A 20,838-nucleotide genomic window follows, 5' to 3' on the forward strand; every position below is an offset into this window, starting at 1 on the left:
CCGCTTCGCGCCCCAGCGGGAGCAAGCTCCCTCGCCACAGGGGACCTCGCACCTTTGATGAGACATTCAACATGACCCACACCCCCCATTTCCCACTCTCCGCCGTGGTCGGCGCCGATGACCTGAAACTGGCCCTGTGCCTGGCCGCGATCGACCCGAAAATCGGCGGTGTGCTGATCGAAGGCCCGCGGGGCATGGCCAAGTCCACGTTGGCCCGGGGCCTGGCGGACCTGCTGGCCAGCGGTCAGTTCGTCACCTTGCCCCTCGGTGCCACCGAAGAGCGGCTGGTGGGCACCCTGGACCTGGACGCGGCGCTGGGGGAAGGGCGGGCGCAGTTTTCTCCCGGTGTGCTGGCCAAGGCCGACGGTGGCGTGCTGTACGTCGATGAAGTGAACCTGCTGCCCGATCACCTGGTGGACCTGCTGCTTGATGTGGCCGCCAGCGGCACCAACCTGATCGAGCGCGACGGCATTTCCCATCGGCATCCGGCGCGCTTTGTGCTAATCGGCACCATGAACCCGGAAGAGGGCGAGCTGCGCCCACAGTTGCTCGACCGTTTCGGCCTGAACGTCGCCCTGGACGGTCACACCGCACCGGCTGAACGCGGCCAGATCATCCGGCGGCGGTTGGATTTCGACAGCGATCCGCTGGCGTTCTGTGGGCAGTGGGAGATGGCCCAACGGCAGCTGCGCGAACGTTGCCAGCAGGCGCGCGACCGCTTGACCGGGATTGCCCTGGATGACGCGGCATTGGCGCAGATCACCGAGCGCTGTTTTGCCGCCGGGGTCGATGGCTTGCGCGCCGACCTGGTCTGGCTGCGGGCGGCCCGGGCCCATGCGGCCTGGCGCGGTGCCGACGCGATTGCCGATGAGGACATCGAGGCGGTCGGCGAATTTGCCTTGCGTCACCGGCGGCGTGGGCATTCGGCGCCGGCACCGTCCCAGGCGCCGACGGGAGCAGGCGCGGAAAAAACCACTGAACCCAATGAAGGCCAAGGCCAGTGGGGCGACCTGCCGGCCCGGGCGTTGCCGACCGGGGCTCGGCGCGATGTGCCGAGCTGGCCAAAAAAGCCCTAGGCATTCGTCCCCGTTCACCGGCGGGGGCGAATGCCAGACCCCGTGCCGGGCGACTCGACCAGGGCCGCCAGGGCCGGAGCAAAGCGGCGGCCAGCGGTGCGGTGAACTGGCCGGGGACGTTTCTCGATGGCCGGCCACGCCGGCATGAAGACGTGCGCTGGCACGCTCGCCATCGCTCGCCCCATGAGCTGTGGCTGGTCATCGTCGATGCGTCGGCCTCGACCCGTCGTCATCGCGCCTTGAGTGACGGCAAAGGCTTGTTGGCGCAACTGTTCGACGACGCCTACCGACAACGTGCCCGCCTGGCGCTGTTGACGGCCAGCGGCACGCAGCCGAACTGGCAGGTGCAAGGGCTCAAGGCCTCGGCGAGCCTGCGCGACTGGCTCGATGGCCTGGGCGCCGGTGGCGGAACACCGTTGCTGGCGGCGCTGAACGAGGCCGGGCGCTGGCTGGTGGTGCGGCGCAAGCGTTACCCGGCGGAGCAGCAACGGGTCTTGGTCATGACCGATGGGCGAGTCAAGGAGGGGCTTTCACCACCGATCCTCGATTGCCCGTGCCTGTTGATCGACATTGAAAGAGGCCCGATTCGCCTGGGCCGGGCTCGGCAGTTGGCGGGGCGGTTGGGGGCTGAGTATCGGCATATTGATGAGGTTGATTGAAATGTTCTGTGATTGTCAGGGCCCCATCGCGAGCAAGCTCGCTCCCACACGGGTTTCGTTGTGAACACATGACTGATGGACACCCGGGCCCCCTGTGGGAGCGAGCTTGCTCGCGATGGCATCCCCTCGGTTCCAATGACCTGCCCACCTGACCCGAATCACTGCACTATGCTCAGGCAGCCCCTCACAGGAGTGAACCATGCGCGTACTCGTCACCAACGCCCAGGACGATTTTCGGGTCAAGGCCTATGCCGGCACCAACGGTATACTGCTCGCCATGGACCTGGCCGAACCCCGGCGCCAGGGCTTGCTGGGTTTTGCCATCGAGAAGCAGCAGGGGGACAAGCCTTGGCTGTTCCTGTTCAACAGCCTGACCTTCCCCGACAAGGCCCATACCTTTCCCCAGTTCCACGCCACCCCCAGCGACAAGGCGCCCTTGCAGAAATTTCGCTGGGCCGACTACGCCGTCAACCCCGGCGTGACGATCCACTACCGTGTGCACTTGGCCTATGGCAGCCCCGATGCACCGCAGTTGGGCGAATCCCTGGCCGTCACCGTCACCAGCGACGACGGGCAGCCGGCCGACCAGCGGGTCATCTTCAACCGTGCCGTGGCCGCCAGCCAGGCGTTCCAGCGCAAGTTTCCCGAAGTGGACGCGCTGATCGATGCCAACAAGCACCTGTCCATCGATGACTGGCCCGACGCCCCGCGTCGCTGGTTGGAAAACGGCTTGCTGGGACGCTTGACCGGTTTCATCGACCGGGCGCTGGACGCCAGCTGGGCCTTGGACGTCGCCATCTATGAATACGAACTGCCGGTGATCGTCGACGCAGTGACGGCCGCTCACGCTCGCGGCGCCCAGGTGCGAGTGCTGTATCACGCCGAGCCGGGAGACGACACCACGGCGCGCAACGAAGCCAGCCTCGAGCACATGCCGGCGGCCAACAAGCGTGGGCGGGTCACCCACAACATTTTCCACAACAAGTTCATTGTGCTGAGCAAGGTGGCGGCCGGCGGCGCATTGCAACCGGAAGCCGTGCTGTGTGGCAGCACCAACTTCACCGCCAACGGTGTCTACCGCCAGGCCAACGTCGTGCATGTGCTGGACGACCCTCGGGTGAGCCACAGCTATCTCCAGGTATTCGAGCAAATCTGGGCAGCGCCCCAGGACGTCGCTGCCACTCGCCAGTGGCTGACCCTGAACAATGCCATGGCCCCGCAAGAAGCATTGTTCGCCGGGTTCTCGCCGCGTACCGGGGAGGGTGACCTGGATCGTTTCGTGGACATCATCCAGGGGGCGCGAAAGGACCTGTTGTTCGTCACCGCTTTTGTGTTGCCCGATCGCATCCTCGACGCCTTGCTCGGCCAGCCCAACGACGATGTATTGCGTTACGGCCTGCAAAACACCAAGAGCCGCATCACTGGCTTTCATGCCGACCGCACCGCCGAATTTGCCGCCACCGCGCTGCTCAACACCGGTCTGGAAGGCTGGCTGCGGGAAAACATGAAAGGCCAGAAGGGCAACCTGCTGGTGCACACCAAAGCCATCGTCACCGACTTCACCAGCGACGCGCCGACCATCCTCAGCGGCAGCCACAACCTGAGCGCCGCGGCCAGCAACGGTAACGACGAGAACTACCTGATCATTCAGGGCAATACCGACCTGGCCGATCGCTACGGGTTGGAACTGCTGCGTTTCTATGAACATTACCGCTTTCGTTACTTCGCGAAAAAACTCGCCCTCAAGCAGGTCAAGCCACTGGCGGTGGATGACAGTTGGAGTGATGACTACTACCGCGAGGGGGATTTGCGGATGTTGTCCCGGGTGAGGTTTTGCGGGCGTTGACAGTTTTAAGAGTCGTTTTAGAACGCTATTGTTTAGCGCCATTAAAGTGTTCAAGGTCTTATTCCATGACTCATATTGTGCTTTCTCGAGTCGTAGCCAGTATTTCCGAACTCAAGAAAAATCCGATGGCTACCGTTGCCGCGGGCGAGGGATTACCTGTGGTGATCCTGAATCGTAACGAGCCGGCTTTTTACTGTGTCCCAGTCAGAGAATATGAAGCCATGATGAATCGGCTTGAGGACGTGGAGCTTGTCGCTCTTTGTCACGAGCGGAAGGGCGATCCATCGATCAAGGTTGCTCTTGATGATTTATGAGCAGAAGTTCCTATAAAAATCACGGTTGTCCAAGTTGAGATCCTGTGGGCGTTAGGTGCAGCAGGTATCCAGTGATAGCATAGGGCTACCTATCAGCCAGGAAGCTGTCATGAGTCTCTGCCACGGAATGTTCGGTTTACTGCGCACCAGTGTTGCGCTTCTGCTGTTGGCCCTGTGTTCTTCTGCCATCGCCGCCAATCAACCGTGTTCCGGGCGCAAGGGCGGGATTGCCGGGTGTGATGGCGATACCTTCCTGTGCAATGACGGTTCCATCAGTGCTTCGAAAAGATCCTGTTCCGCTGTGCTGGGGCTTCGGAACGAGGCCCGGCCGCAGTCTTTGCTCAAGCCCGCCGACGGTTGCCAGTGCGGCAGTGGCAATTATTGCGTCGGCCCGCGGGGTGGGGTCTATTGCCTCACGCCTGGCGGCAGCAAAAGCTACAAGCGCAAATAGCCCAGGTACACCGCCGAACAATTGTGGGAGCGAGCTTGCTCGCGATACGTCAGGTCGGTTGGCATCAACATTGGCTGACTCACCGTTATCGAAGCATTGCCCGCACCCTCATCAGCGCTCGCCCTCGGCCGGCGGTGCATAAAGTCTGGAACCGCTGTCGCAGCCAATTCACGTCGTGACGTGCCGGGCGAAGCGAGCGCCGGGGCTTTGTCCGGCCGATGTGTTCGGCAAAGTTGCGCATCAGCGAGGGTTGGTCACCGATGCCCTTGAGCTTGCGGCACAACTTCCCATCCTTATAGAACAGTACGGTCGGTGTCCCGCTGACTTCCGGGTGCCGGGGCGATTCGTGGGTGCTCAATTTGTAGATGATGGCTCGATCCTGGAATGCCTCGGCCACCTTGCAGAACACCGGTTCGGCCCAGCCGCAGGCATAGCAGTGTGGATGGCCGAAATAGAAGACCACCGGGCGCCAGGTCCTGAGGGCCTTTCGGTAGTCCTTTTGTGACGCGACGTGAGTAATGAGCGAACTCATGGCCGGCTCCCTTGTACTGCGACGGTGACAGGAACGATAAGGAACCCGACCGGGCACCGCTACTGTCAGAGTTGACAGGTGGCCGGCGCTGTTTCGGTGCGAAACGGATCGCAAGCACTCCATTTGGGGCCCTGGTACCCGCGCACCGTAGCCAACGGTAGCAAGCGCGCAAGAGGTCCAAGAGCGTTCCAGGCTACGTCGGTTTTTCCATCCCTCTGATTTCATTCGCTTTCCATTCTTCTCACCCAGGCGTTGCAAGCCTGTGGCACACTTTCTGCTGTCTATTCCGTTGTTACATACCATGTTCCGGTATAGCGGAATAAACTCACTCTGGAGTGCTTGCCATGCAACGCCGACCTTCCTTGTTCAAAGCGTGTGTTTTTCTCTTCGTGGCCACGACGGCTGCCATGGGGGTCGCTCAAGCGGCCGACAGCAAGCTGGACAGCGTGCTGCAACGGGGGAAATTGATCGTGGGCACGGGCAGTACCAATGCGCCGTGGCACTTCCAGGGAGCGGATGGCAAGTTGCAGGGCTTCGATATCGATATCGCGCGCATGGTCGCCAAGGGCCTGTTCAATGACCCGGAGAAAGTCGAGTTCGTGGTGCAGTCGTCCGATGCGCGGATTCCGAACCTGCTGACCGACAAGGTCGACATGAGCTGCCAGTTCATCACCGTCACCGCCAGTCGCGCCCAGCAAGTGGCGTTCACTTTGCCGTACTACCGCGAAGGCGTGGGCCTGTTGCTGCCGGCCAACAGCAAGTACAAGGAAATCGAAGACCTCAAGGCGGCGGGCGATGACGTCACCGTGGCGGTGCTGCAGAACGTCTACGCCGAAGAATTGGTGCACCAGGCGTTGCCCAAGGCCAAGGTCGACCAGTACGACAGCGTCGACCTGATGTACCAGGCGGTGAACTCCGGCCGCGCCGATGCCGCCGCCACCGACCAATCTTCGGTCAAGTACCTGATGGTGCAGAACCCTGGGCGCTACCGCAGCCCGGCCTACGCCTGGAGCCCGCAGACCTACGCCTGCGCGGTCAAGCGTGGCGACCAGGACTGGCTGAACTTCGTCAATACCACCTTGCATGAAGCCATGACCGGCGTGGAATTCCCCACCTACGCGGCGTCGTTCAAGCAGTGGTTCGGTGTCGAGTTGCCGTCGCCGGCGATCGGTTTCCCCGTTGAATTCAAATGACCCTGTGAGCCCGGGGCGCCCCTTGCGGGCGCTCCGTCGAAGGTACTGCCGACCATGAATTATCAGTTGAACTTTGCCGCCGTCTGGCGCGATTTCGACACCCTGCTGGCGGGGCTGGGCCTGGGGCTTTCCCTGGCGCTGGTGTCGATCGCCATCGGTTGCGTGATCGGCCTGGCGATGGCGTTCGCGCTGCTCAGCAAGCATCGGCTCCTGCGGGTACTGGCGTCGGTGTATGTCACGGTGATCCGCAATACGCCGATCCTGGTGTTGATCCTGTTGATCTACTTCGCCTTGCCGAGCCTGGGCATCCGCCTGGACAAGCTGCCGTCGTTCGTCATCACCCTCTCGCTGTATGCCGGGGCCTACCTGACCGAGGTGTTTCGCGGTGGGCTGTTGAGCATTCACAAGGGGCAGCGGGAAGCGGGGCTGGCCATCGGCCTGGGCGAGTGGCAGGTGAAGGCCTACGTCACCGTGCCGGTGATGCTGCGCAACGTGTTGCCGGCCTTGTCGAATAACTTCATTTCGCTGTTCAAGGACACCTCCCTGGCGGCGGCGATTGCCGTGCCGGAGCTGACCTATTACGCCCGCAAGATCAACGTGGAGAGCTACCGGGTGATCGAAACCTGGCTGGTGACCACGGCCCTGTATGTCGCGGCCTGTTACCTCATTGCCCTGGTGCTGCGGTATTTCGAGCAGCGCCTGGCGATCCGCCGTTAGGAGTCTCCCATGTACGAATCACCCAGTTGGTTGCATGAGTTATGGGTCGCCCGGGACACCCTGTGGGCCGGTTTCCTGACCAGTGTGCAGTGTTCGTTGTTGGCGATCGTGTTGGGCACGCTGATCGGCCTGGTCGCCGGGCTGGTGTTGACCTATGGCCGGACCTGGATGCGCGCGCCGTTTCGCTTCTACGTCGACCTGATCCGCGGCACGCCGGTGTTTGTGCTGGTGCTGGCCTGCTTCTACATGGCCCCGGCCCTGGGCTGGCAGATCGGTGCGTTCCAGGCCGGCGTGCTGGGCTTGACGCTGTTCTGCGGCTCCCACGTGGCCGAGATCGTGCGCGGTGCCTTGCAGGCATTGCCCCGTGGGCAGATGGAGGCGAGCCAGGCCATCGGCCTGACGTTCTACCAGTCGCTGGGCTATGTGCTGTTGCCCCAGGCGTTGCGGCAGATCCTGCCGACCTGGGTCAACTCCTCCACCGAGATCGTCAAGGCCTCGACCCTGCTGTCGGTGATCGGCGTTGCCGAACTGCTGCTCAGCACCCAGCAGATCATCGCCCGGACCTTCATGACCCTGGAGTTCTACCTGTTCGCCGGTTTTCTCTTTTTCATCATCAATTACGCCATCGAGTTGCTCGGGCGGCACATTGAAAAGCGGGTGGCGTTGCCATGACTGACGTTTCGAATCTCTCCAATACGAACCTCTCCAACACAGAGCTCTCCAACACCCAGCCGCTGCTGGACATTCGCGGCCTGCGCAAACAATACGGTCCGCTGGAAGTGCTCAAGGGCGTGGACCTGAGCATGCAGCGCGGCAACGTGGTCACGTTGATCGGCTCCAGCGGTTCGGGCAAGACCACGCTGCTGCGTTGCGTGAACATGCTCGAAGAATTCCAGGGCGGCCGGATCGTCCTCGACGGCGAGTCCATCGGCTATGACGACATCGATGGCAAGCGTGTGCGCCACCCCGAGAAGGTCATCGCCCGGCACCGGGCCATGACCGGCATGGCCTTCCAGCAATTCAACCTGTTCCCGCATTTGACCGCGTTGCAGAACGTCACCCTGGGCCTGCTGAAAGTGAAAAAGCTGCCCAAGGACGAAGCGGTGGCCCTGGCCGAGAAATGGCTGGAGCGGGTGGGCCTGTTGGAGCGACGCGATCACTTTCCTGGCCAGCTGTCTGGTGGCCAGCAGCAGCGTGTGGCGATTGCCCGGGCGATTGCCATGAACCCCAGCCTGATGCTGTTCGACGAGGTCACTTCGGCCCTGGACCCGGAATTGGTCGGCGAAGTGCTGAACGTGATCAAGGGCCTGGCCGAAGACGGTATGACCATGTTGCTGGTGACCCACGAAATGCGCTTCGCCTTCGAGGTCTCCGACAAAATCGTGTTCATGAACCAGGGCCGCATCGAAGAGCAAGGGCCACCCAAAGAACTGTTCGAGCGGCCGCAATCGCCGCGTCTGGCGGAATTTCTCAAGAACACCCGTTTTTAACCTTCCACTCAACAAGGAGATAACCCATGAGCATTACGCGCTACGGCACCGGCAGCACCGCAGGCGGCGGCCAGCCACGGCCATTCGCCCGCGCCGTGGAGGCCGATGGCTGGCTGCACGTGTCCGGCCAGGTGCCGGCGGTGAACGGCGAGATCATTGTCGGCGGGATCGTCGAGCAGACCCATCAGACCCTGAAGAACCTGGTGGCCATTCTCGAAGAGGCCGGGTACGGCCTGGAAGATGTGGTGCGCTGCGGCGTGTGGCTGGAGGACCCGCGGGACTTCTGGAGTTTCAACAAGGTGTTCAGCGAATACTTCAGCCCGGAACACGCCCCGGCCAGGGCCTGCGTGCAGGCGAGCATGATGGTCGATTGCAAGGTCGAGATCGATTGCATCGCCTACAAGAAAAAGGCCTGAGTCGGTGCAGGACTGTCCTTCAGGGCCGGTTTGATTCATCTTGGCGAGCACGCGTACCGTGGCGAGGGAGCTTGCTCCCGCTGGCCTGCGAAGCAGGCCCAATAAGTGACAAGCGACTGCTACGCAGCCGAGCGGGAGCAAGCTCCCTCGCCACAAAAGCGTTTTCGTCACAATGAAAAAACATGTACCTACGATTGAGTTCAGGAACCGAAGACATGACCGAAGACACCATCAAACGCCGGGCCCGGGGATTGGATCGGGCGTTCGATATCCTCGATTTCCTCAAGGAAATCGGCCAGCCGCTGCGCCCGAACGATATTGCCAGCGGCATCGGCAGCCCCAAGTCCACGGTCTATGAACTGGTGGCGTCGCTGCTGGAGCGACGCATCCTCGAACCGGTGGGCAAGGACGGTCACGTCTACCTGGGCCGCCAGTTGTATTTTCTCGGGCAGGCGCACTTGCGGCATTTCGATTTGAGCCGCGAGGCTGACCAGGCCTTGCAGGAGATCGTGCGCCAGACCCGGGAAACGGCGCAGATGTGCCTGCTCAACGGGCGCAAATACACCGTCGCGCTGATGAAGGAAGGCGAGCGGCATTTCCGCATCTCATCGGACATCGGAGAAAACGCGCCAATCCCCTGGACGGCGTCCGGGCGCCTGCTGTTGGCGCATTTGAGTGACCAGCAGATCGTCGACCTGATCGATCCCGACGACTTCATTCTGCCGGACGGCGAGCGCCTGCCCCTGGAGCAATTCCTCAAGGAAATCCGCCAGGCCGGCCTCGATGGTTTTTTCTCCTTCGACAGCGTCGCCGACACCTTCACTCATTGCTTCGCCGCACCCGTCAAAGACCCCGGCGGCGTGGCCATCGCCACCCTGTGCATTGTCGCCCCACGGGCCGACGCCAAGAACAATTACGCCGACTACCGCCGGGTGCTGATCGAAAGCGCCAACAACCTGGCCCGTCGTATCAATGAATAGACAGCAACGGCCCTAGCGGCCGTGCGCGAGGAGTTCGAACATGTCATCTGCCATCCTTAATGCCTGCGTCGAGAAGGGCGCCGCCACCGTTGGCGCCCACCTGCTACGGGACGTCAGCCTGCCGGCGCTGGTGCTGCACCGCGCGGCCCTGGAGCACAACATCCGCTGGATGCAAGATTTCGTCACCCGCAGCGGTGCCGAACTGGCGCCCCACGGCAAGACCAGCATGACCCCCGCGCTGTTTCGCCGACAGCTGGAGGCCGGTGCCTGGGGCTTGACCCTCGCCACCGCCGTGCAGACCCGTGCCGCTTACGCCCATGGCGTGCGCCGGGTACTGATGGCCAACCAATTGGTGGGCACGCCGAACCTGGCGCTGATCGCCGATCTGCTGGCCGACCCAACGTTCGAATTCCATTGCATGGTCGATCATCCGGACAACGTCGCAGACCTGGGCGCCTACTTCGCCTCACGCGGCGTGCGGCTCAATGTGATGATCGAGTACGGCGTGGTCGGCGGTCGCTGTGGCTGCCGGACCGAGGCCGAGGTGTTGGCCCTGGCCGAGGCGATCCGCAGTCAGCCGGCGCTGGCGTTGACCGGTATCGAAGGCTACGAAGGGGTGATCCATGGCGACCACGCCATCAGCGGCATCCGCGCATTCGCGGCGTCGTTGGTACGGTTGGCGGTGCAGTTGCAGGACAACGGTGCCTTCGCCATCGACAAACCGATCATCACCGCCTCGGGGTCGGCCTGGTACGACCTGATCGCCGAATCCTTCGAAGCCCAGAATGCCCACGGGCGTTTCCTCAGCGTGCTGCGTCCTGGCAGTTACGTGGCCCATGACCATGGCATCTACAAAGAGGCCCAGTGCTGTGTACTGGAGCGCCGTAGCGACCTGCACGAAGGCCTGCGTCCGGCCCTGGAAGTCTGGGCCCATGTGCAATCGCTGCCGGAGCCGGGCTTCGCGGTGATCGCCCTGGGCAAGCGCGACGTGGCCTACGACGCCGGCCTGCCGGTGCCGCTCAAGCGCTACACGCCCGGATCGGACGCGGTGGCGGGGGACGACGTCAGCGGCTGCAAGGTGACGGCGGTGATGGACCAGCACGCGTTCATGAAGGTGGCCGCGGGGGTTGAGCTGCGTGTGGGCGACATCATTTCGTTTGGTACTTCCCATCCGTGCCTGACGTTCGACAAGTGGCGAGTGGGGTGTCTGGTGGATGAGCAGTTGCGGGTGGTGGAGAGCATGGAGACGTGTTTCTAGCCTTCAGACCGAGTCGCGGCTATCGCGAGCAAGCTCGCTCCCACAGGGGATGTTTGGCGGGCACAGATTGTGCGTTCACAACGACCCAAATGTGGGAGCGAGCCTGCTCGCGATAGCGGCCCGCCAGACACCACCGAACCATCAGGATCACCCATGAACCACCCCAAACCCCGCATCGCCCTGATCGGCGAATGCATGATCGAACTGCAACAATGCGCCGACGGCAGCCTGCTGCAAAGCTTCGGCGGCGACACCCTGAACACCGCGGTGTACCTGTCTCGCGCCTTGGGCGACAGCGGCGCGGTGGATTACGTCACCGCCCTGGGCGACGACAGTTTCAGCGACGCCATGTGTGAGCGCTGGGCCGAAGAAAATATCGGGCTGCAACGGGTCCAGCGTTTGCCTGGACGCCTGCCGGGTCTGTATTGCATCCAGACCGATGCGGCGGGCGAGCGGCGATTCCTCTACTGGCGCAACGAGGCGGCGGTGCGCGATTGTTTTACCACCCCGGCCGCCGCACCGATCCTGGCCGCATTGCCGGATTACGATGTGCTGTATTTCAGCGGCGTCACCCTGGCGGTGCTCGGTGAGCAGGGGCGTGGCAAACTTATCGAAGCCCTGATCGAAGCCCGTCGGCGCGGCGCTCAGGTGGTGTTCGACAACAATTACCGGCCAAGACTCTGGGCCTCGATCGAAGCGGTGCGGGCGGCGTATCGCAGCGTACTGCCTTACGTGGAGCTGGCGCTGTTGACCGTGGAAGACGAGCAGGCCTTGTTCGGTCATGCCGACAGCGAGGCGGTGTTCGCCGCCTATGCACAACTCGGCACGCCCGAGGTGGTGCTCAAGCGCGGTGCCGAGGCCTGTCTGATTCGTTGCGATGGGCAGTCCTATGAGGTGCCTGCCCTGCGGGTCGAGCGTGTTGTCGACACCACGGCGGCGGGAGATTCCTTCAGCGCCGCGTACCTGGCGAGCCGCTTGCTGGGCGGTGGCCCGGTGGAGGCGGCCGAGGCGGGGCATCGGTTGGCGAGCCGGGTGATCCAGGTGCCGGGGGCGTTGATGCCCAGGGACTGACTGTGCCGGGCCTGGGTCACCTTGTGGCGAGGGAGCTTGCTCCCGCTCGGCTGCGCAGCAGCCGCTTCAGCTTGTTGGGGCCTGCTTCGCAGGCCAGCGGGAGCAAGCTCCCTCGCCACAGGATCGGGTTGTCAGGGCAATGTCACTTCAATCGCGGTAGAACACCTGCACCAAGTGATAGCCGAATTTGCTCTTGATCGGCCCATGCACCACCCGCAAGGGCTTCTTGAAGATCACCGCGTCGATCGCACCGACCATCTGCCCTGGCCGCACTTCGCCCAGGTCGCCGCCGCGTTTGCCCGAGGGGCAGGTGGAGTATTTCTTGGCCAGCACATCGAAGGCTTCGCCCTTGGCGATGCGTTGCTTGAGCTGTTCGGCTTCTTCGGCGGTTTTCACCAGGATATGGCGGGCTTGGGCTTTCATTGCAGCGGTGACCTGAACGGTGCGACGGGGCGGCGATTATGCCTCAAGTCAGCTGCCATGGTTGATCATCGTCCGAATCTTGTTGGCCAGCAGATCGAGGGCGAAGGGCTTGGCGACCATGTCCATGCCCTGGTCGAGGAACCCCTGGCGTTCGGCGGCTTTCTGCGCGTACCCGGTCATGAACAGCACTTTGAGCTCCGGGCGGTGCTGACGGGCGATTTCCGCCAGTTGCCGGCCATTCATGCCCGGCAACCCGACGTCGGTCACCAACAGGTCGATACGCTGCTCCGATTCCAGCATGGGCAAGGCCGTCATGGCGTCCTGGGCCTCAAGGGCGGTGTAGCCCAAGGTCTTCAACAGGTCGAGCACCAGCATGCGCACCGCGGGTTCATCTTCCACCAGCAACACGGTTTCCCCAGCGATGGCTGGCGGTACGTCGATAGTCTCCGGCGTGGCGGGTTGCTGGGCCGGCGCAACGTGCAGGCGCGGCAGGTATAACTGCACCCGCGTGCCCTGGCCCGGCACACTGTCCAGGTTGAGGTGCCCCCCCGACTGTTGGGCAAACCCGTAGATCATCGACAAGCCGAGGCCGGTGCCCTGGCCGATGGGCTTGGTGGTGAAGAACGGGTCGAAGGCCTTGGCCAGCACGGCGGGGGTCATGCCGCTGCCATTGTCGCTGACGGCGATCATCACGTAGTCGCCGGCCTTGACCGGCTCCAGGGTGTTGATGTCCGTGCCGTCTAGGTAGACGTTGGCGGTTTCGACGACCAACTCGCCACCGTCGGGCATCGCATCCCGGGCGTTGATCACCAGGTTGAGCAGGGCGTTTTCCAACTGGCTGGCATCGGTGCTGACCGGCCACAGTTCGTGGGTCAGTTGCAGGCGTAGCACGATGTGATCGCCGGTGGTCCGGCTCAGCAGGTCTTCGAGCGAGCGCACCAGCTCGTTGGCGTCCAGCGGCTTGCGGTCCAGGGACTGACGGCGGGAAAACGCCAGCAGTCGATGGGTCAGGGCCGCGGCGCGGTTGGCCGAGGCCACTGCCGCTTCGGTGAAGCGCCCGATCTCGGCGGTGCGGCCGGCGGCGATGTAGCGTTGCATCAGGTCGAGGCTGCCGAGAATGCCGGTGAGCATGTTGTTGAAGTCATGGGCAATACCGCCGGTGAGCTGGCCCACGGCCTCCATTTTCTGCGCATGGCGCAGGGCTTCTTCGGCGCGCTCGCGTTCGAACATCTCGCTTTGCAGGCGCTGATTGGCTTCGGCCAGTTGCTGGGTCCGAGCGATGACCCGTTCCTCCAGTGTTTCGTTGAGGTTGCGCAGGGCTTCCTCGGTTTTGCGGCTCTCGGTTTCGTCGATCACGAAGATGTAGAAACCGTTCACCGCACCGTCCGCGCCGTGGCGGGGCAGGTAGTTGATCAGTGAATGGCGCGGGCGGCCGTCGCGATGGTCCGACTGCACGGCAAAGCTGCACGGCTTGCCGGCCAGGGCATCGGCGATCTGTTGGGCGCGGGCGGCATAGGCCTCTTCGCCGAGCACTTCACGGATGGTCTTGCCGTAAAGCTCCTGCGGGGTCAGGCCGTACCAGTCCAGGTAGGCGCTGTTGTTCAGCCGGAAGCGCTCTTCACGGTCCACGTAGCTGATGAGGATCGGCATGGCATTGATGATCAGCTGCAGCTCGGTCTGGCTCTGGCGCAGGGCCTGCTCGGTGCGCTTGCGTTCGGTCAGGTCCAGGGCCGCGCCAAGAAAACGCTTGGGCCGGCCGTGGCGGTCCTTGTAGCAACGGCCGCGCACGTACACCCAGCGTAATTCATCGTCGGGCTGCAACAGCCGGTACTCTTCGGCGTATTCGGTGCCATGGGTGATGCAGTGCTTGATGCTGCGGGCAACCATCGCCCGGTCCTCGGGATGCACGCCTTCGAGGTAGGCGCTGATGGGCAACTGGCGCGACAGGTTCGGGTCGACGCCATGCAACAGGGCGAAATGCGCGTCGGCAATGAAGCGGTCTTCACTGATGTCCCAATCCCAGGTGCCCAGCGCGTCGGCGGCGGCCAGGGCCAGTTGCAGGCGTTCTTCGCTTTCGTGCTGGGCCTTGAGGCTGGCCTCGGAGCGCCGTTCGAACTCCATGGCCAGGCGGCGGCGCTCGCTGGTCTCGATGGCGGTGACCAGGATGCCGGCGACGCTGCCGCTTTCGTCACGCACCGGGCTGTAGGTCAGGTCCAGCCAGACATCGCAGAGGCGGCCGGCGAAGGGCACGCGCCAGTGCTGATCGCGGCAGGTGTGCGTCTGGCCTTGCAACACGCGGTGGTAAATCCCTTCGCTCGTTTCTTTGAGTTCGGGCCATGCTGCATGGGTCGGCTGGCCGAACGCCCGGGGGTGCTTGTCACCGGTCAGTCGGCCGAAGGCGTCGTTGTAGAGATGGGACAGCTGCGGCCCCCACAGCAAGGCCATCGGCAAGGGCGAATGGAGCACGATGTCCACGGCGGTGTGCAAGCTCTGGGGCCAGTTTCGGGCAGCGCCCAACGGGGTCTTGGCCCAGTCCGTCTGGCTGACCAGGCGCTGTGTGTCGCTGCCGGCGGGTGTCGCGTTCATCACGCAATCCCTGGCTGTCGTGTCTGTACCACGGCGTCTACTATCCTCTGAGGAAAGTAAGTGCGGGTGGGTCTGAAGGATTTCATGTTCGGCTCAACTTGTTTCATTGATGTCTCGCGGAAGTTTCAGTCCATGGAAATCGATCCGTTATTGCGAATCCTGGCGAGCCAGGATGGTTCCGACCTGTACATGTCCACGGGGGCGCCGCCTTGTGCGCGTTTCGAGGGCGTGCTCAAGCCCTTGGGTAACGAGGCCTTCAAGGTCGGCGACATTGCCCGGCTCGCCGAGTCTTTGATGGACGCCGAACAGCGCCTTGAGTTCGATCGGGAATTGGAAATGAACCTGGCGATCTCCCTGGCCGGCGTCGGACGGTTCCGGGTCAATGTCTTCAAGCAGCGCAATGACGTGTCCATGGTGATCCGCAACGTCAAGCTGGACATTCCGCGCTTCGAAGACCTGAAACTGCCTCGGGTGCTGCTGGACAGCATCATGCAGAAACAGGGGCTGATGCTGTTCGTCGGCGCGACCGGCTCGGGCAAGTCGACTTCCCTGGCGGCGTTGATCGATTACCGCAATCGCAACAGCAGCGGCCACATCATCACCATCGAGGACCCGGTGGAGTATATCCATCGGCACAAGAAATCCATCATCAACCAACGGGAAGTCGGTGTCGACACCCGCAGTTTTCATGCGGCCCTGAAAAACACCCTGCGCCAGGCGCCGGATGTGGTGCTGATCGGCGAGATCCGCGACCGGGAAACCATGGAACATGCCCTGGCTTTCGCCGACACCGGGCACCTGGTGATTTCCACCTTGCATGCCCATAACGCCAACCAGGCCCTGGACCGGGTGATCAATTTCTTTCCGGAAGAACGTCGGCCGCAGTTGCTCAACGACCTGGGCAACAACCTCAAGGCGTTCGTTTCCCAACGCCTGGTGCGTACCCGTGCCGGCCAGCGGCGGGCGGCGGTGGAGGTGATGCTGGGCTCACCGACGGTGGCCGACCTGATTCGGCGCAACGAACTCGGCGAGCTCAAGGGCATCATGGAAAAGTCCGAGGAACTGGGGATGCAAACCTTTGACCAGGCCCTGTTCAACCTGGTGGTCGAAGGCGCCATCGATGAGGAGGAAGCCCTGAAAAATGCCGACTCGGCGAACAACCTGCGGTTGCGTTTGAAACTGCATACCGAGTCGGGTGCTGCGGCGCCACCGGCCGATCCGGCGGCGGGAGAGTGGGGGCTTATGGATTGATCGGAGTCTCAACGACACCGAGTCATCATTCATCGCGAGCAAGCTCGCTCCCACATGGGTTCTGCCAGTCACCGGAGATCCACTGTGGGAGCGAGCTTGCTCGCGATGAGGCCCTGACGGTCAGCTCGCAAGCTCCGGCCGATCCCGAAACTGCTCCAGCGCCCCAGGGTTGGCCAGGGCATCGGTGTTCTTCACCACCTCGCCATGCACCACATTGCGCACCGCCAACTCCACCACCTTTCCGCTGATGGTCCGCGGAATATCACTGACCGCCAGGATCTTGGCCGGCACATGGCGGGGTGTGGTGTGGGTCCGGATGACCTGGCGGATCCGTTGTTCCAGGGCTTTATCCAGCGTCACGCCATCGCGCAGGCGCACGAACAGCACCACCCGCACATCGCCTTGCCATTGCTGGCCGATGGCGACGCTGTCCAGCACCTGCTCGACCTTTTCCACCTGCCGATAGATTTCCGCCGTACCGATGCGCACGCCGCCCGGGTTGAGCACGGCGTCGGAGCGTCCATGGATCAACAGGCCGCCGTGGGGCAGTTCCTCGGCGTAGTCACCTTGGGCCCAGACCCCGGGGAACTGGGCGAAGTAGGACGCGCGCAGTTTTTCCTGCCGAGGGTCGTTCCATAAACCAATGGGCATCGCCGGGAAATGCCGGGTGCACACCAGCTCACCTTTTTCACCGATGACCGGGTTGCCGGCCTCGTTCCAGACCTGCACGGCCATGCCCAGGCTCTTGCCCTGCATCTCGCCTCGGCGCACCGGTGACAGCGGGTTGCCGTTGACGAAGCACGAGACAATGTCGGTGCCGCCGGACATCGAGGCCAGGCAGACGTCGGGCTTGAAGTCCCGGTACACGTAGTCGTAGCTATGGGGCGCCAGCGCCGAACCGGTGGACAAGAGGGTTTTCAGGCTGTCGAGGCGGTGCGTCTGCCGGGGCTTGAGGCCTTCGCTTTCCAGGGCCGCGAGGAATTTTGGGCTGGTGCCGAAGACGCTGATGCGCTGCTGATCGATCAGGTCCAGCAAGCGCTCGGGGCCGGGGTGGAACGGTGAGCCATCGTAGAGCACCACCGCGCTGCCCACGGCGAGGGCCGACACCAGCCAGTTCCACATCATCCAGCCGCAAGTCGTGTAATAGAACAGCCGATCCTCGGGGCCGAGGTCGACATGCAGGCCATGTTCCTTGACGTGTTGCAGCAGCACACCGCCGGTGCCGTGGACGATGCACTTCGGCACTCCGGTGGTGCCACTGGAGTACAGGATGTACAGCGGGTGGTCGAACGGAACGCTGACGAATTCCGGTTCGCCACCGGGTTGATAGAAGTCGTTCCACAGCGCGACCGCGGCCGAGGTCTTGAAGTCCTCGACGCGGGCGTCAGGCTGGGCATAAGGCAGCACGATCAGTTGTTGCAGCGACGGCAGCCGTTCGAGGATTTCATTGACCTTGGCGCGCTGGTCGATGACCTTGCCGGCGTAGCGATAACCGGCGCAGGTGATCAGCACCTTGGGCTCGATCTGGCCGAACCGGTCGATGACGCCCTGGGTGCCGAAGTCCGGTGACGAGCACGACCAGATGGCGCCCAGGCTGGTGCTGGCGAGCATCCCCACCAGTGTCTGCCAGGTGTTGGGCATGCACGCGGCGACCCGGTCGCCTTGGGTGACGCCAGCCGCTTGCAGGTTTTTTTGCAGGCCGGCGACATGGGCGGCGAGTTCGGCCCAGGTCAGTGGCTCCTGGCTGCCGTTTTCGGCCAGCGCCACCACGGCGACGGCGTCATCGCGGCGGCGCAGCAGGTGTTCGGCGAAGTTCAGCGTGGCGCCAGGGAACCACTGGGCGCTGGGCATGTGCGCACCCTCCACCAGTACTGCGTCGGGGGCTTGGTGAAAGCGGATCTCGAAGAAATCGACAATGGCCTGCCAGAAGGCCTCGCGCTGGTCGATGCTCCAGGCGTGCAGGGCAGGGTAGTCGTTCAGTTGCAGGTGATGCCGCGCGTTGACGAACCGGCGAAAGGCGTTCATGCGCGACTGGGCGATGCGTTCGGGGCTGGGTTGCCAGAGGATGTCGGACATGGGGGCCTCTTGTTCTTTCGGGCTTATAAACATTGCAGCACAAGGTGCTCCAGGTGGCGAGAAGCGCTTTCGTGGCGAGGGAGCAAGCTCCCTCGCCACGGGGGTTTTGGAGGGTTACTGAGCCAACCACCCACCATCAATATTCCACGCCGCGCCCCGCACCTGGCTGCCGGCTTCGCTGCACAGGAACAGCACCAGTTCCCCTAACTGCGGCGGGGTGACGAATTCCAGGGACGGCTGTTTCTCGGCCAACAGGTCATGCTGTGCCTGCTGCGGGTCGACACCGGTGGCAATGCGGTCGTCGATCTGTTTTTGCACCAGCGGCGTCAGTACCCAGCCCGGGCAGATGGCGTTGCAGGTCACGTTGCTGGTGGCGGTCTCCAGGCCGACCACCTTGGTCAGGCCGATCACCCCATGCTTGGCCGCGACGTACGCCGCCTTGCCTACCGAACCGACCTGACCGTGCACCGAGGCGACGTTGATAATCCGCCCCCAGCCCTTGGCCCGCATGCCTGGCAGGCTCAGGCGGGTGGCGTGGAACACCGAGGACAGGTTGATGGCAATGATCGAGTCCCAGCGCTCCACCGGGAAATCCTCCACGGCGGCCACGTGCTGGATCCCGGCGTTGTTCACCAGGATGTCCACTCCACCGAACTCGCGCTCGGCGTAGGCGAGCATGTCGGCGATCTGCGCCGGGTCGCTGACATCGGCCGGATGATGACCGACCTTGCCGCCGAACTGTTTCACCTCGGCGATCACCGTCGAGGCATCGCCGAAGCCGTTGAGGATCAGGTTGGCGCCGGCCTTGGCCAGGCTCAGGGCGATGCCCAGGCCGATGCCGCTGGTGGAGCCGGTGACCAGGGCGGTCTTGCCCGAAAGAGGGGTTGTCATGGGGAGCCTCACACAATGCCAGTGGCGTAGAACACAGCGATCACGAAGAACACCGCGAGGGTCTTGATCAGCGTAATGCAGAAAATGTCTTTGTAGGCCTCACGGTGGGTCAGCCCGGTCACCGCCAGCAGGGTAATCACTGCGCCGTTGTGGGGCAGGGTGTCCATGCCGCCGCTGGCCATGGCGGCCACCCGGTGCAGCACTTCCAGGGGAATGTTGGCGGCGTGGGCGGCGCTGATGAAACTTTCAGACATTGCCGCCAAGGCGATGCTCATGCCACCCGAGGCAGAGCCGGTGATGCCCGCCAGCAGCGTGACCGTCACCGCTTCATTGACCAAGGGGTTGGGAATGTTCTTGAGCCAGTCGGCCAGCACCAGGAAGCCCGGCAAGGAGGCGATGACCGCGCCGAAGCCGTATTCCGAAGCGGTGTTCATCGCCGCCAGCAACGCACCGCCCACGGCGCTCTTGCTGCCTTCGGCCAATTTGCTGCGAATGGCCCGGAAGCCGAACAGCAGGACCATGATGATGCCCACCAGCAACGCCGCCTGCACTGCCCAGATCGCGGTGAGCTTGGCGATGTCGCTGGTCACTGGCGTCGCCATGCCCGGCAGTGCCAGGCTGTGGGTCTTGCCATACCATTGGGGAATCCACTGGGTGAACAGCAAGTTCATGACCCCTACCGCCAGCAGCGGCGAAACGGCGATCCAGGGGTTCGGCAGCTTGATGTCTTCGGCGGTTTCCGGCTCGTTGCGCAGCTCGGTGCCGTAGCCTTCGCCCACGCGCTGGGCCTTGTTGCGCTGGCGTTGCAAAAACAGCATGCCGAGGCTGAACACGAAGATCGTACCGATCACCCCCAGCCACGGTGCGGCCCAGGCGGTGGTGTTGAAGAACGTGCTGGGGATGATGTTCTGGATCTGTGGCGTGCCGGGCAGGGCGTCCATGGTGAATGAGAACGCGCCGAGGGCGATGGTGGCCGGGATCAGGCGCTTGGGAATATTGCTCTGGCGGAACATCTCGGCGGCGAACGGGTACACCGCGAACACCACGACAAACAGTGACACGCCGCCATAGGTCAGCACGGCGCAGACCAGCACGATCACCAGCATGGCCTGGCGCGTTCCCAGCAAGCGAATCGCCGCGGCGACGATGGAGCGGGAGAACCCCGACAGCTCGATCAGCTTGCCGAACACCGCGCCGAGCAGGAACACCGGGAAATACAGTTTGATGAAACCGACCATTTTCTCCATGAACACCCCGGTGAAGGCAGGGGCGACGGCGGACGGGTCGGTGAGCAGGACGGCACCGAGGGCGGCGATGGGGGCAAAGAGGATAACGCTGTAGCCACGGTAGGCGGCAACCATTAGCAGCGCGAGGGCTGCCAAGGCAATGATCACACTCATGGTGTGTCTCCTGGATTGTTATTGTTGTGGTGAAGCTGTGGAGGGAGCTTTAGCGAGTTTTGTGCCAGGTGTGTAACTGGCTGAAATATAAGGGGATTGTTTGGATTTGGAGGGGTGGGCTAAAGATTTAGTCTCTGTTTTGAGATTTTTATGGGCTGGGCTGGCCTCATCACGAGCAAGCTCGCTCCCACAGTTGAACCGCGTACTT

At 63.1% G+C, this 20,838-nt stretch carries 20 protein-coding genes; 14 read left to right on the forward strand and 6 right to left on the reverse strand.

From position 1 onward, the window contains the following. Positions 1–71 precede the first annotated feature (71 nt). The 5 genes from AC515T_RS10975 to AC515T_RS10995 all read left to right on the forward strand — a co-directional run bounded on the left by AC515T_RS10975 (position 72) and on the right by AC515T_RS10995 (position 4,346). A complete protein-coding gene (locus tag AC515T_RS10975; RefSeq protein ID WP_496532482.1) occupies positions 72–1,076 on the forward strand; it encodes a magnesium chelatase ATPase subunit I in 1,005 nt (334 codons plus the stop codon). Further along, positions 1,001–1,735, forward strand: a complete 735-nt coding sequence (locus AC515T_RS10980; protein WP_496532483.1) for a vWA domain-containing protein — start codon at positions 1,001–1,003, stop codon at positions 1,733–1,735. The genes AC515T_RS10975 and AC515T_RS10980 overlap by 76 nt, the downstream gene beginning before the upstream one ends. Positions 1,736–1,934: 199 nt before the next feature. Further along, positions 1,935–3,581, forward strand: coding sequence for a phospholipase D-like domain-containing protein (locus tag AC515T_RS10985; RefSeq protein ID WP_496532484.1), 1,647 nt, complete (start codon positions 1,935–1,937; stop codon positions 3,579–3,581). Between the two features lie 65 nt (positions 3,582–3,646). Continuing rightward, positions 3,647–3,895 carry a type II toxin-antitoxin system Phd/YefM family antitoxin gene (locus AC515T_RS10990; protein WP_496532485.1) on the forward strand — a complete coding sequence of 83 codons (249 nt, stop codon included), beginning with the start codon at positions 3,647–3,649 and terminating at the stop codon, positions 3,893–3,895. A 127-nt stretch (positions 3,896–4,022) separates the two neighbouring features. After that, on the forward strand, positions 4,023–4,346 hold the full coding sequence (locus tag AC515T_RS10995) for a YdcA family protein (RefSeq protein ID WP_496533107.1): 324 nt from the start codon (positions 4,023–4,025) through the stop codon (positions 4,344–4,346). 85 nt (positions 4,347–4,431) lie between these two features. On the opposite strand, the gene AC515T_RS11000 is transcribed toward AC515T_RS10995, so the two are convergent. Continuing rightward, positions 4,432–4,878 carry a thioredoxin family protein gene (locus tag AC515T_RS11000; protein WP_496532486.1) on the reverse strand — a complete coding sequence of 149 codons (447 nt, stop codon included), beginning with the start codon at positions 4,876–4,878 and terminating at the stop codon, positions 4,432–4,434. Between the two features lie 344 nt (positions 4,879–5,222). On the opposite strand from AC515T_RS11000, the gene AC515T_RS11005 reads away from it, so the two are divergent. The 8 genes from AC515T_RS11005 to AC515T_RS11040 all read left to right on the forward strand — a co-directional run bounded on the left by AC515T_RS11005 (position 5,223) and on the right by AC515T_RS11040 (position 12,003). Then, complete coding sequence (locus tag AC515T_RS11005) at positions 5,223–6,071, forward strand: transporter substrate-binding protein (protein ID WP_496532487.1); 849 nt, start codon at positions 5,223–5,225, stop codon at positions 6,069–6,071. A gap of 54 nt (positions 6,072–6,125) precedes the next feature. Next, positions 6,126–6,788, forward strand: coding sequence for an amino acid ABC transporter permease (locus tag AC515T_RS11010; RefSeq protein ID WP_496532488.1), 663 nt, complete (start codon positions 6,126–6,128; stop codon positions 6,786–6,788). Between the two features lie 9 nt (positions 6,789–6,797). After that, the gene (locus tag AC515T_RS11015) at positions 6,798–7,460 is read left to right on the forward strand and encodes an amino acid ABC transporter permease (RefSeq protein WP_028236639.1); all 663 of its coding nucleotides are present in this window, start codon (positions 6,798–6,800) and stop codon (positions 7,458–7,460) included. Further along, positions 7,457–8,278: an amino acid ABC transporter ATP-binding protein gene (locus AC515T_RS11020; protein ID WP_496532489.1), complete on the forward strand. Its 822-nt coding sequence runs from the start codon at positions 7,457–7,459 to the stop codon at positions 8,276–8,278. The genes AC515T_RS11015 and AC515T_RS11020 overlap by 4 nt, the downstream gene beginning before the upstream one ends. Before the next feature lie 26 nt (positions 8,279–8,304). Further along, a complete protein-coding gene (locus tag AC515T_RS11025) occupies positions 8,305–8,694 on the forward strand; it encodes a RidA family protein (RefSeq protein WP_496532490.1) in 390 nt (129 codons plus the stop codon). Positions 8,695–8,909: 215 nt separating this feature from the next. Then, on the forward strand, positions 8,910–9,674 hold the full coding sequence (locus AC515T_RS11030; protein WP_058543922.1) for an IclR family transcriptional regulator: 765 nt from the start codon (positions 8,910–8,912) through the stop codon (positions 9,672–9,674). Positions 9,675–9,714: 40 nt separating this feature from the next. Continuing rightward, complete coding sequence (locus AC515T_RS11035) at positions 9,715–10,932, forward strand: amino acid deaminase (RefSeq protein WP_496532491.1); 1,218 nt, start codon at positions 9,715–9,717, stop codon at positions 10,930–10,932. A gap of 153 nt (positions 10,933–11,085) precedes the next feature. Next, positions 11,086–12,003 (forward strand): sugar kinase, encoded by a 918-nt coding sequence (locus AC515T_RS11040; protein WP_496532492.1) that lies wholly within the window; start codon positions 11,086–11,088, stop codon positions 12,001–12,003. Between the two features lie 147 nt (positions 12,004–12,150). Here AC515T_RS11040 and AC515T_RS11045 read toward each other — a convergent pair whose 3' ends face one another. Both AC515T_RS11045 and AC515T_RS11050 read right to left on the reverse strand, forming a co-directional pair. Beyond that, positions 12,151–12,426: a peptidylprolyl isomerase gene (locus AC515T_RS11045; protein WP_019690952.1), complete on the reverse strand. Its 276-nt coding sequence runs from the start codon at positions 12,424–12,426 to the stop codon at positions 12,151–12,153. A gap of 48 nt (positions 12,427–12,474) precedes the next feature. Further along, a complete protein-coding gene (locus AC515T_RS11050) occupies positions 12,475–15,012 on the reverse strand; it encodes a hybrid sensor histidine kinase/response regulator (protein WP_496532493.1) in 2,538 nt (845 codons plus the stop codon). Between the two features lie 132 nt (positions 15,013–15,144). Here AC515T_RS11050 and AC515T_RS11055 point away from each other — a divergent pair, with 132 nt between their 5' ends. Continuing rightward, a complete protein-coding gene (locus tag AC515T_RS11055) occupies positions 15,145–16,263 on the forward strand; it encodes a PilT/PilU family type 4a pilus ATPase (RefSeq protein ID WP_496532494.1) in 1,119 nt (372 codons plus the stop codon). Between the two features lie 120 nt (positions 16,264–16,383). On the opposite strand, the gene AC515T_RS11060 is transcribed toward AC515T_RS11055, so the two are convergent. The 3 genes from AC515T_RS11060 to AC515T_RS11070 form a co-directional block, all read right to left on the reverse strand. Further along, complete coding sequence (locus tag AC515T_RS11060) at positions 16,384–18,339, reverse strand: acetoacetate--CoA ligase (RefSeq protein ID WP_496532495.1); 1,956 nt, start codon at positions 18,337–18,339, stop codon at positions 16,384–16,386. Positions 18,340–18,453: 114 nt separating this feature from the next. Further along, positions 18,454–19,230 (reverse strand): 3-hydroxybutyrate dehydrogenase, encoded by a 777-nt coding sequence (locus tag AC515T_RS11065; protein ID WP_496532496.1) that lies wholly within the window; start codon positions 19,228–19,230, stop codon positions 18,454–18,456. Positions 19,231–19,238: 8 nt separating this feature from the next. Continuing rightward, positions 19,239–20,630, reverse strand: coding sequence for a GntP family permease (locus tag AC515T_RS11070; protein ID WP_305470513.1), 1,392 nt, complete (start codon positions 20,628–20,630; stop codon positions 19,239–19,241). Positions 20,631–20,838 lie beyond the last annotated feature (208 nt).

Source organism: Pseudomonas sp. FSO-7 (genome assembly GCF_059579345.1).

Excerpts from the sequence above, each read along its gene's own strand:
- AC515T_RS11035 (WP_496532491.1), top strand. The coding sequence starts at position 9,715 with ATGTCATCTGCCATCCTTAATGCCTGCGTCGAGAAGGGCGCCGCCACC.
- AC515T_RS11055 (WP_496532494.1), top strand. The coding sequence starts at position 15,145 with ATGGAAATCGATCCGTTATTGCGAATCCTGGCGAGCCAGGATGGTTCC.
- AC515T_RS10995 (WP_496533107.1), top strand. The coding sequence starts at position 4,023 with ATGTTCGGTTTACTGCGCACCAGTGTTGCGCTTCTGCTGTTGGCCCTG.
- AC515T_RS11040 (WP_496532492.1), top strand. The coding sequence starts at position 11,086 with ATGAACCACCCCAAACCCCGCATCGCCCTGATCGGCGAATGCATGATC.
- AC515T_RS11025 (WP_496532490.1), top strand. The coding sequence starts at position 8,305 with ATGAGCATTACGCGCTACGGCACCGGCAGCACCGCAGGCGGCGGCCAG.
- AC515T_RS10990 (WP_496532485.1), top strand. The coding sequence starts at position 3,647 with ATGACTCATATTGTGCTTTCTCGAGTCGTAGCCAGTATTTCCGAACTC.
- AC515T_RS11060 (WP_496532495.1), bottom strand. The coding sequence starts at position 18,339 with ATGTCCGACATCCTCTGGCAACCCAGCCCCGAACGCATCGCCCAGTCG.
- AC515T_RS11070 (WP_305470513.1), bottom strand. The coding sequence starts at position 20,630 with ATGAGTGTGATCATTGCCTTGGCAGCCCTCGCGCTGCTAATGGTTGCC.
- AC515T_RS11045 (WP_019690952.1), bottom strand. The coding sequence starts at position 12,426 with ATGAAAGCCCAAGCCCGCCATATCCTGGTGAAAACCGCCGAAGAAGCC.
- AC515T_RS11010 (WP_496532488.1), top strand. The coding sequence starts at position 6,126 with ATGAATTATCAGTTGAACTTTGCCGCCGTCTGGCGCGATTTCGACACC.
- AC515T_RS11015 (WP_028236639.1), top strand. The coding sequence starts at position 6,798 with ATGTACGAATCACCCAGTTGGTTGCATGAGTTATGGGTCGCCCGGGAC.
- AC515T_RS11000 (WP_496532486.1), bottom strand. The coding sequence starts at position 4,878 with ATGAGTTCGCTCATTACTCACGTCGCGTCACAAAAGGACTACCGAAAG.
- AC515T_RS10985 (WP_496532484.1), top strand. The coding sequence starts at position 1,935 with ATGCGCGTACTCGTCACCAACGCCCAGGACGATTTTCGGGTCAAGGCC.
- AC515T_RS11065 (WP_496532496.1), bottom strand. The coding sequence starts at position 19,230 with ATGACAACCCCTCTTTCGGGCAAGACCGCCCTGGTCACCGGCTCCACC.
- AC515T_RS11030 (WP_058543922.1), top strand. The coding sequence starts at position 8,910 with ATGACCGAAGACACCATCAAACGCCGGGCCCGGGGATTGGATCGGGCG.
- AC515T_RS11050 (WP_496532493.1), bottom strand. The coding sequence starts at position 15,012 with ATGAACGCGACACCCGCCGGCAGCGACACACAGCGCCTGGTCAGCCAG.
- AC515T_RS11005 (WP_496532487.1), top strand. The coding sequence starts at position 5,223 with ATGCAACGCCGACCTTCCTTGTTCAAAGCGTGTGTTTTTCTCTTCGTG.
- AC515T_RS11020 (WP_496532489.1), top strand. The coding sequence starts at position 7,457 with ATGACTGACGTTTCGAATCTCTCCAATACGAACCTCTCCAACACAGAG.
- AC515T_RS10975 (WP_496532482.1), top strand. The coding sequence starts at position 72 with ATGACCCACACCCCCCATTTCCCACTCTCCGCCGTGGTCGGCGCCGAT.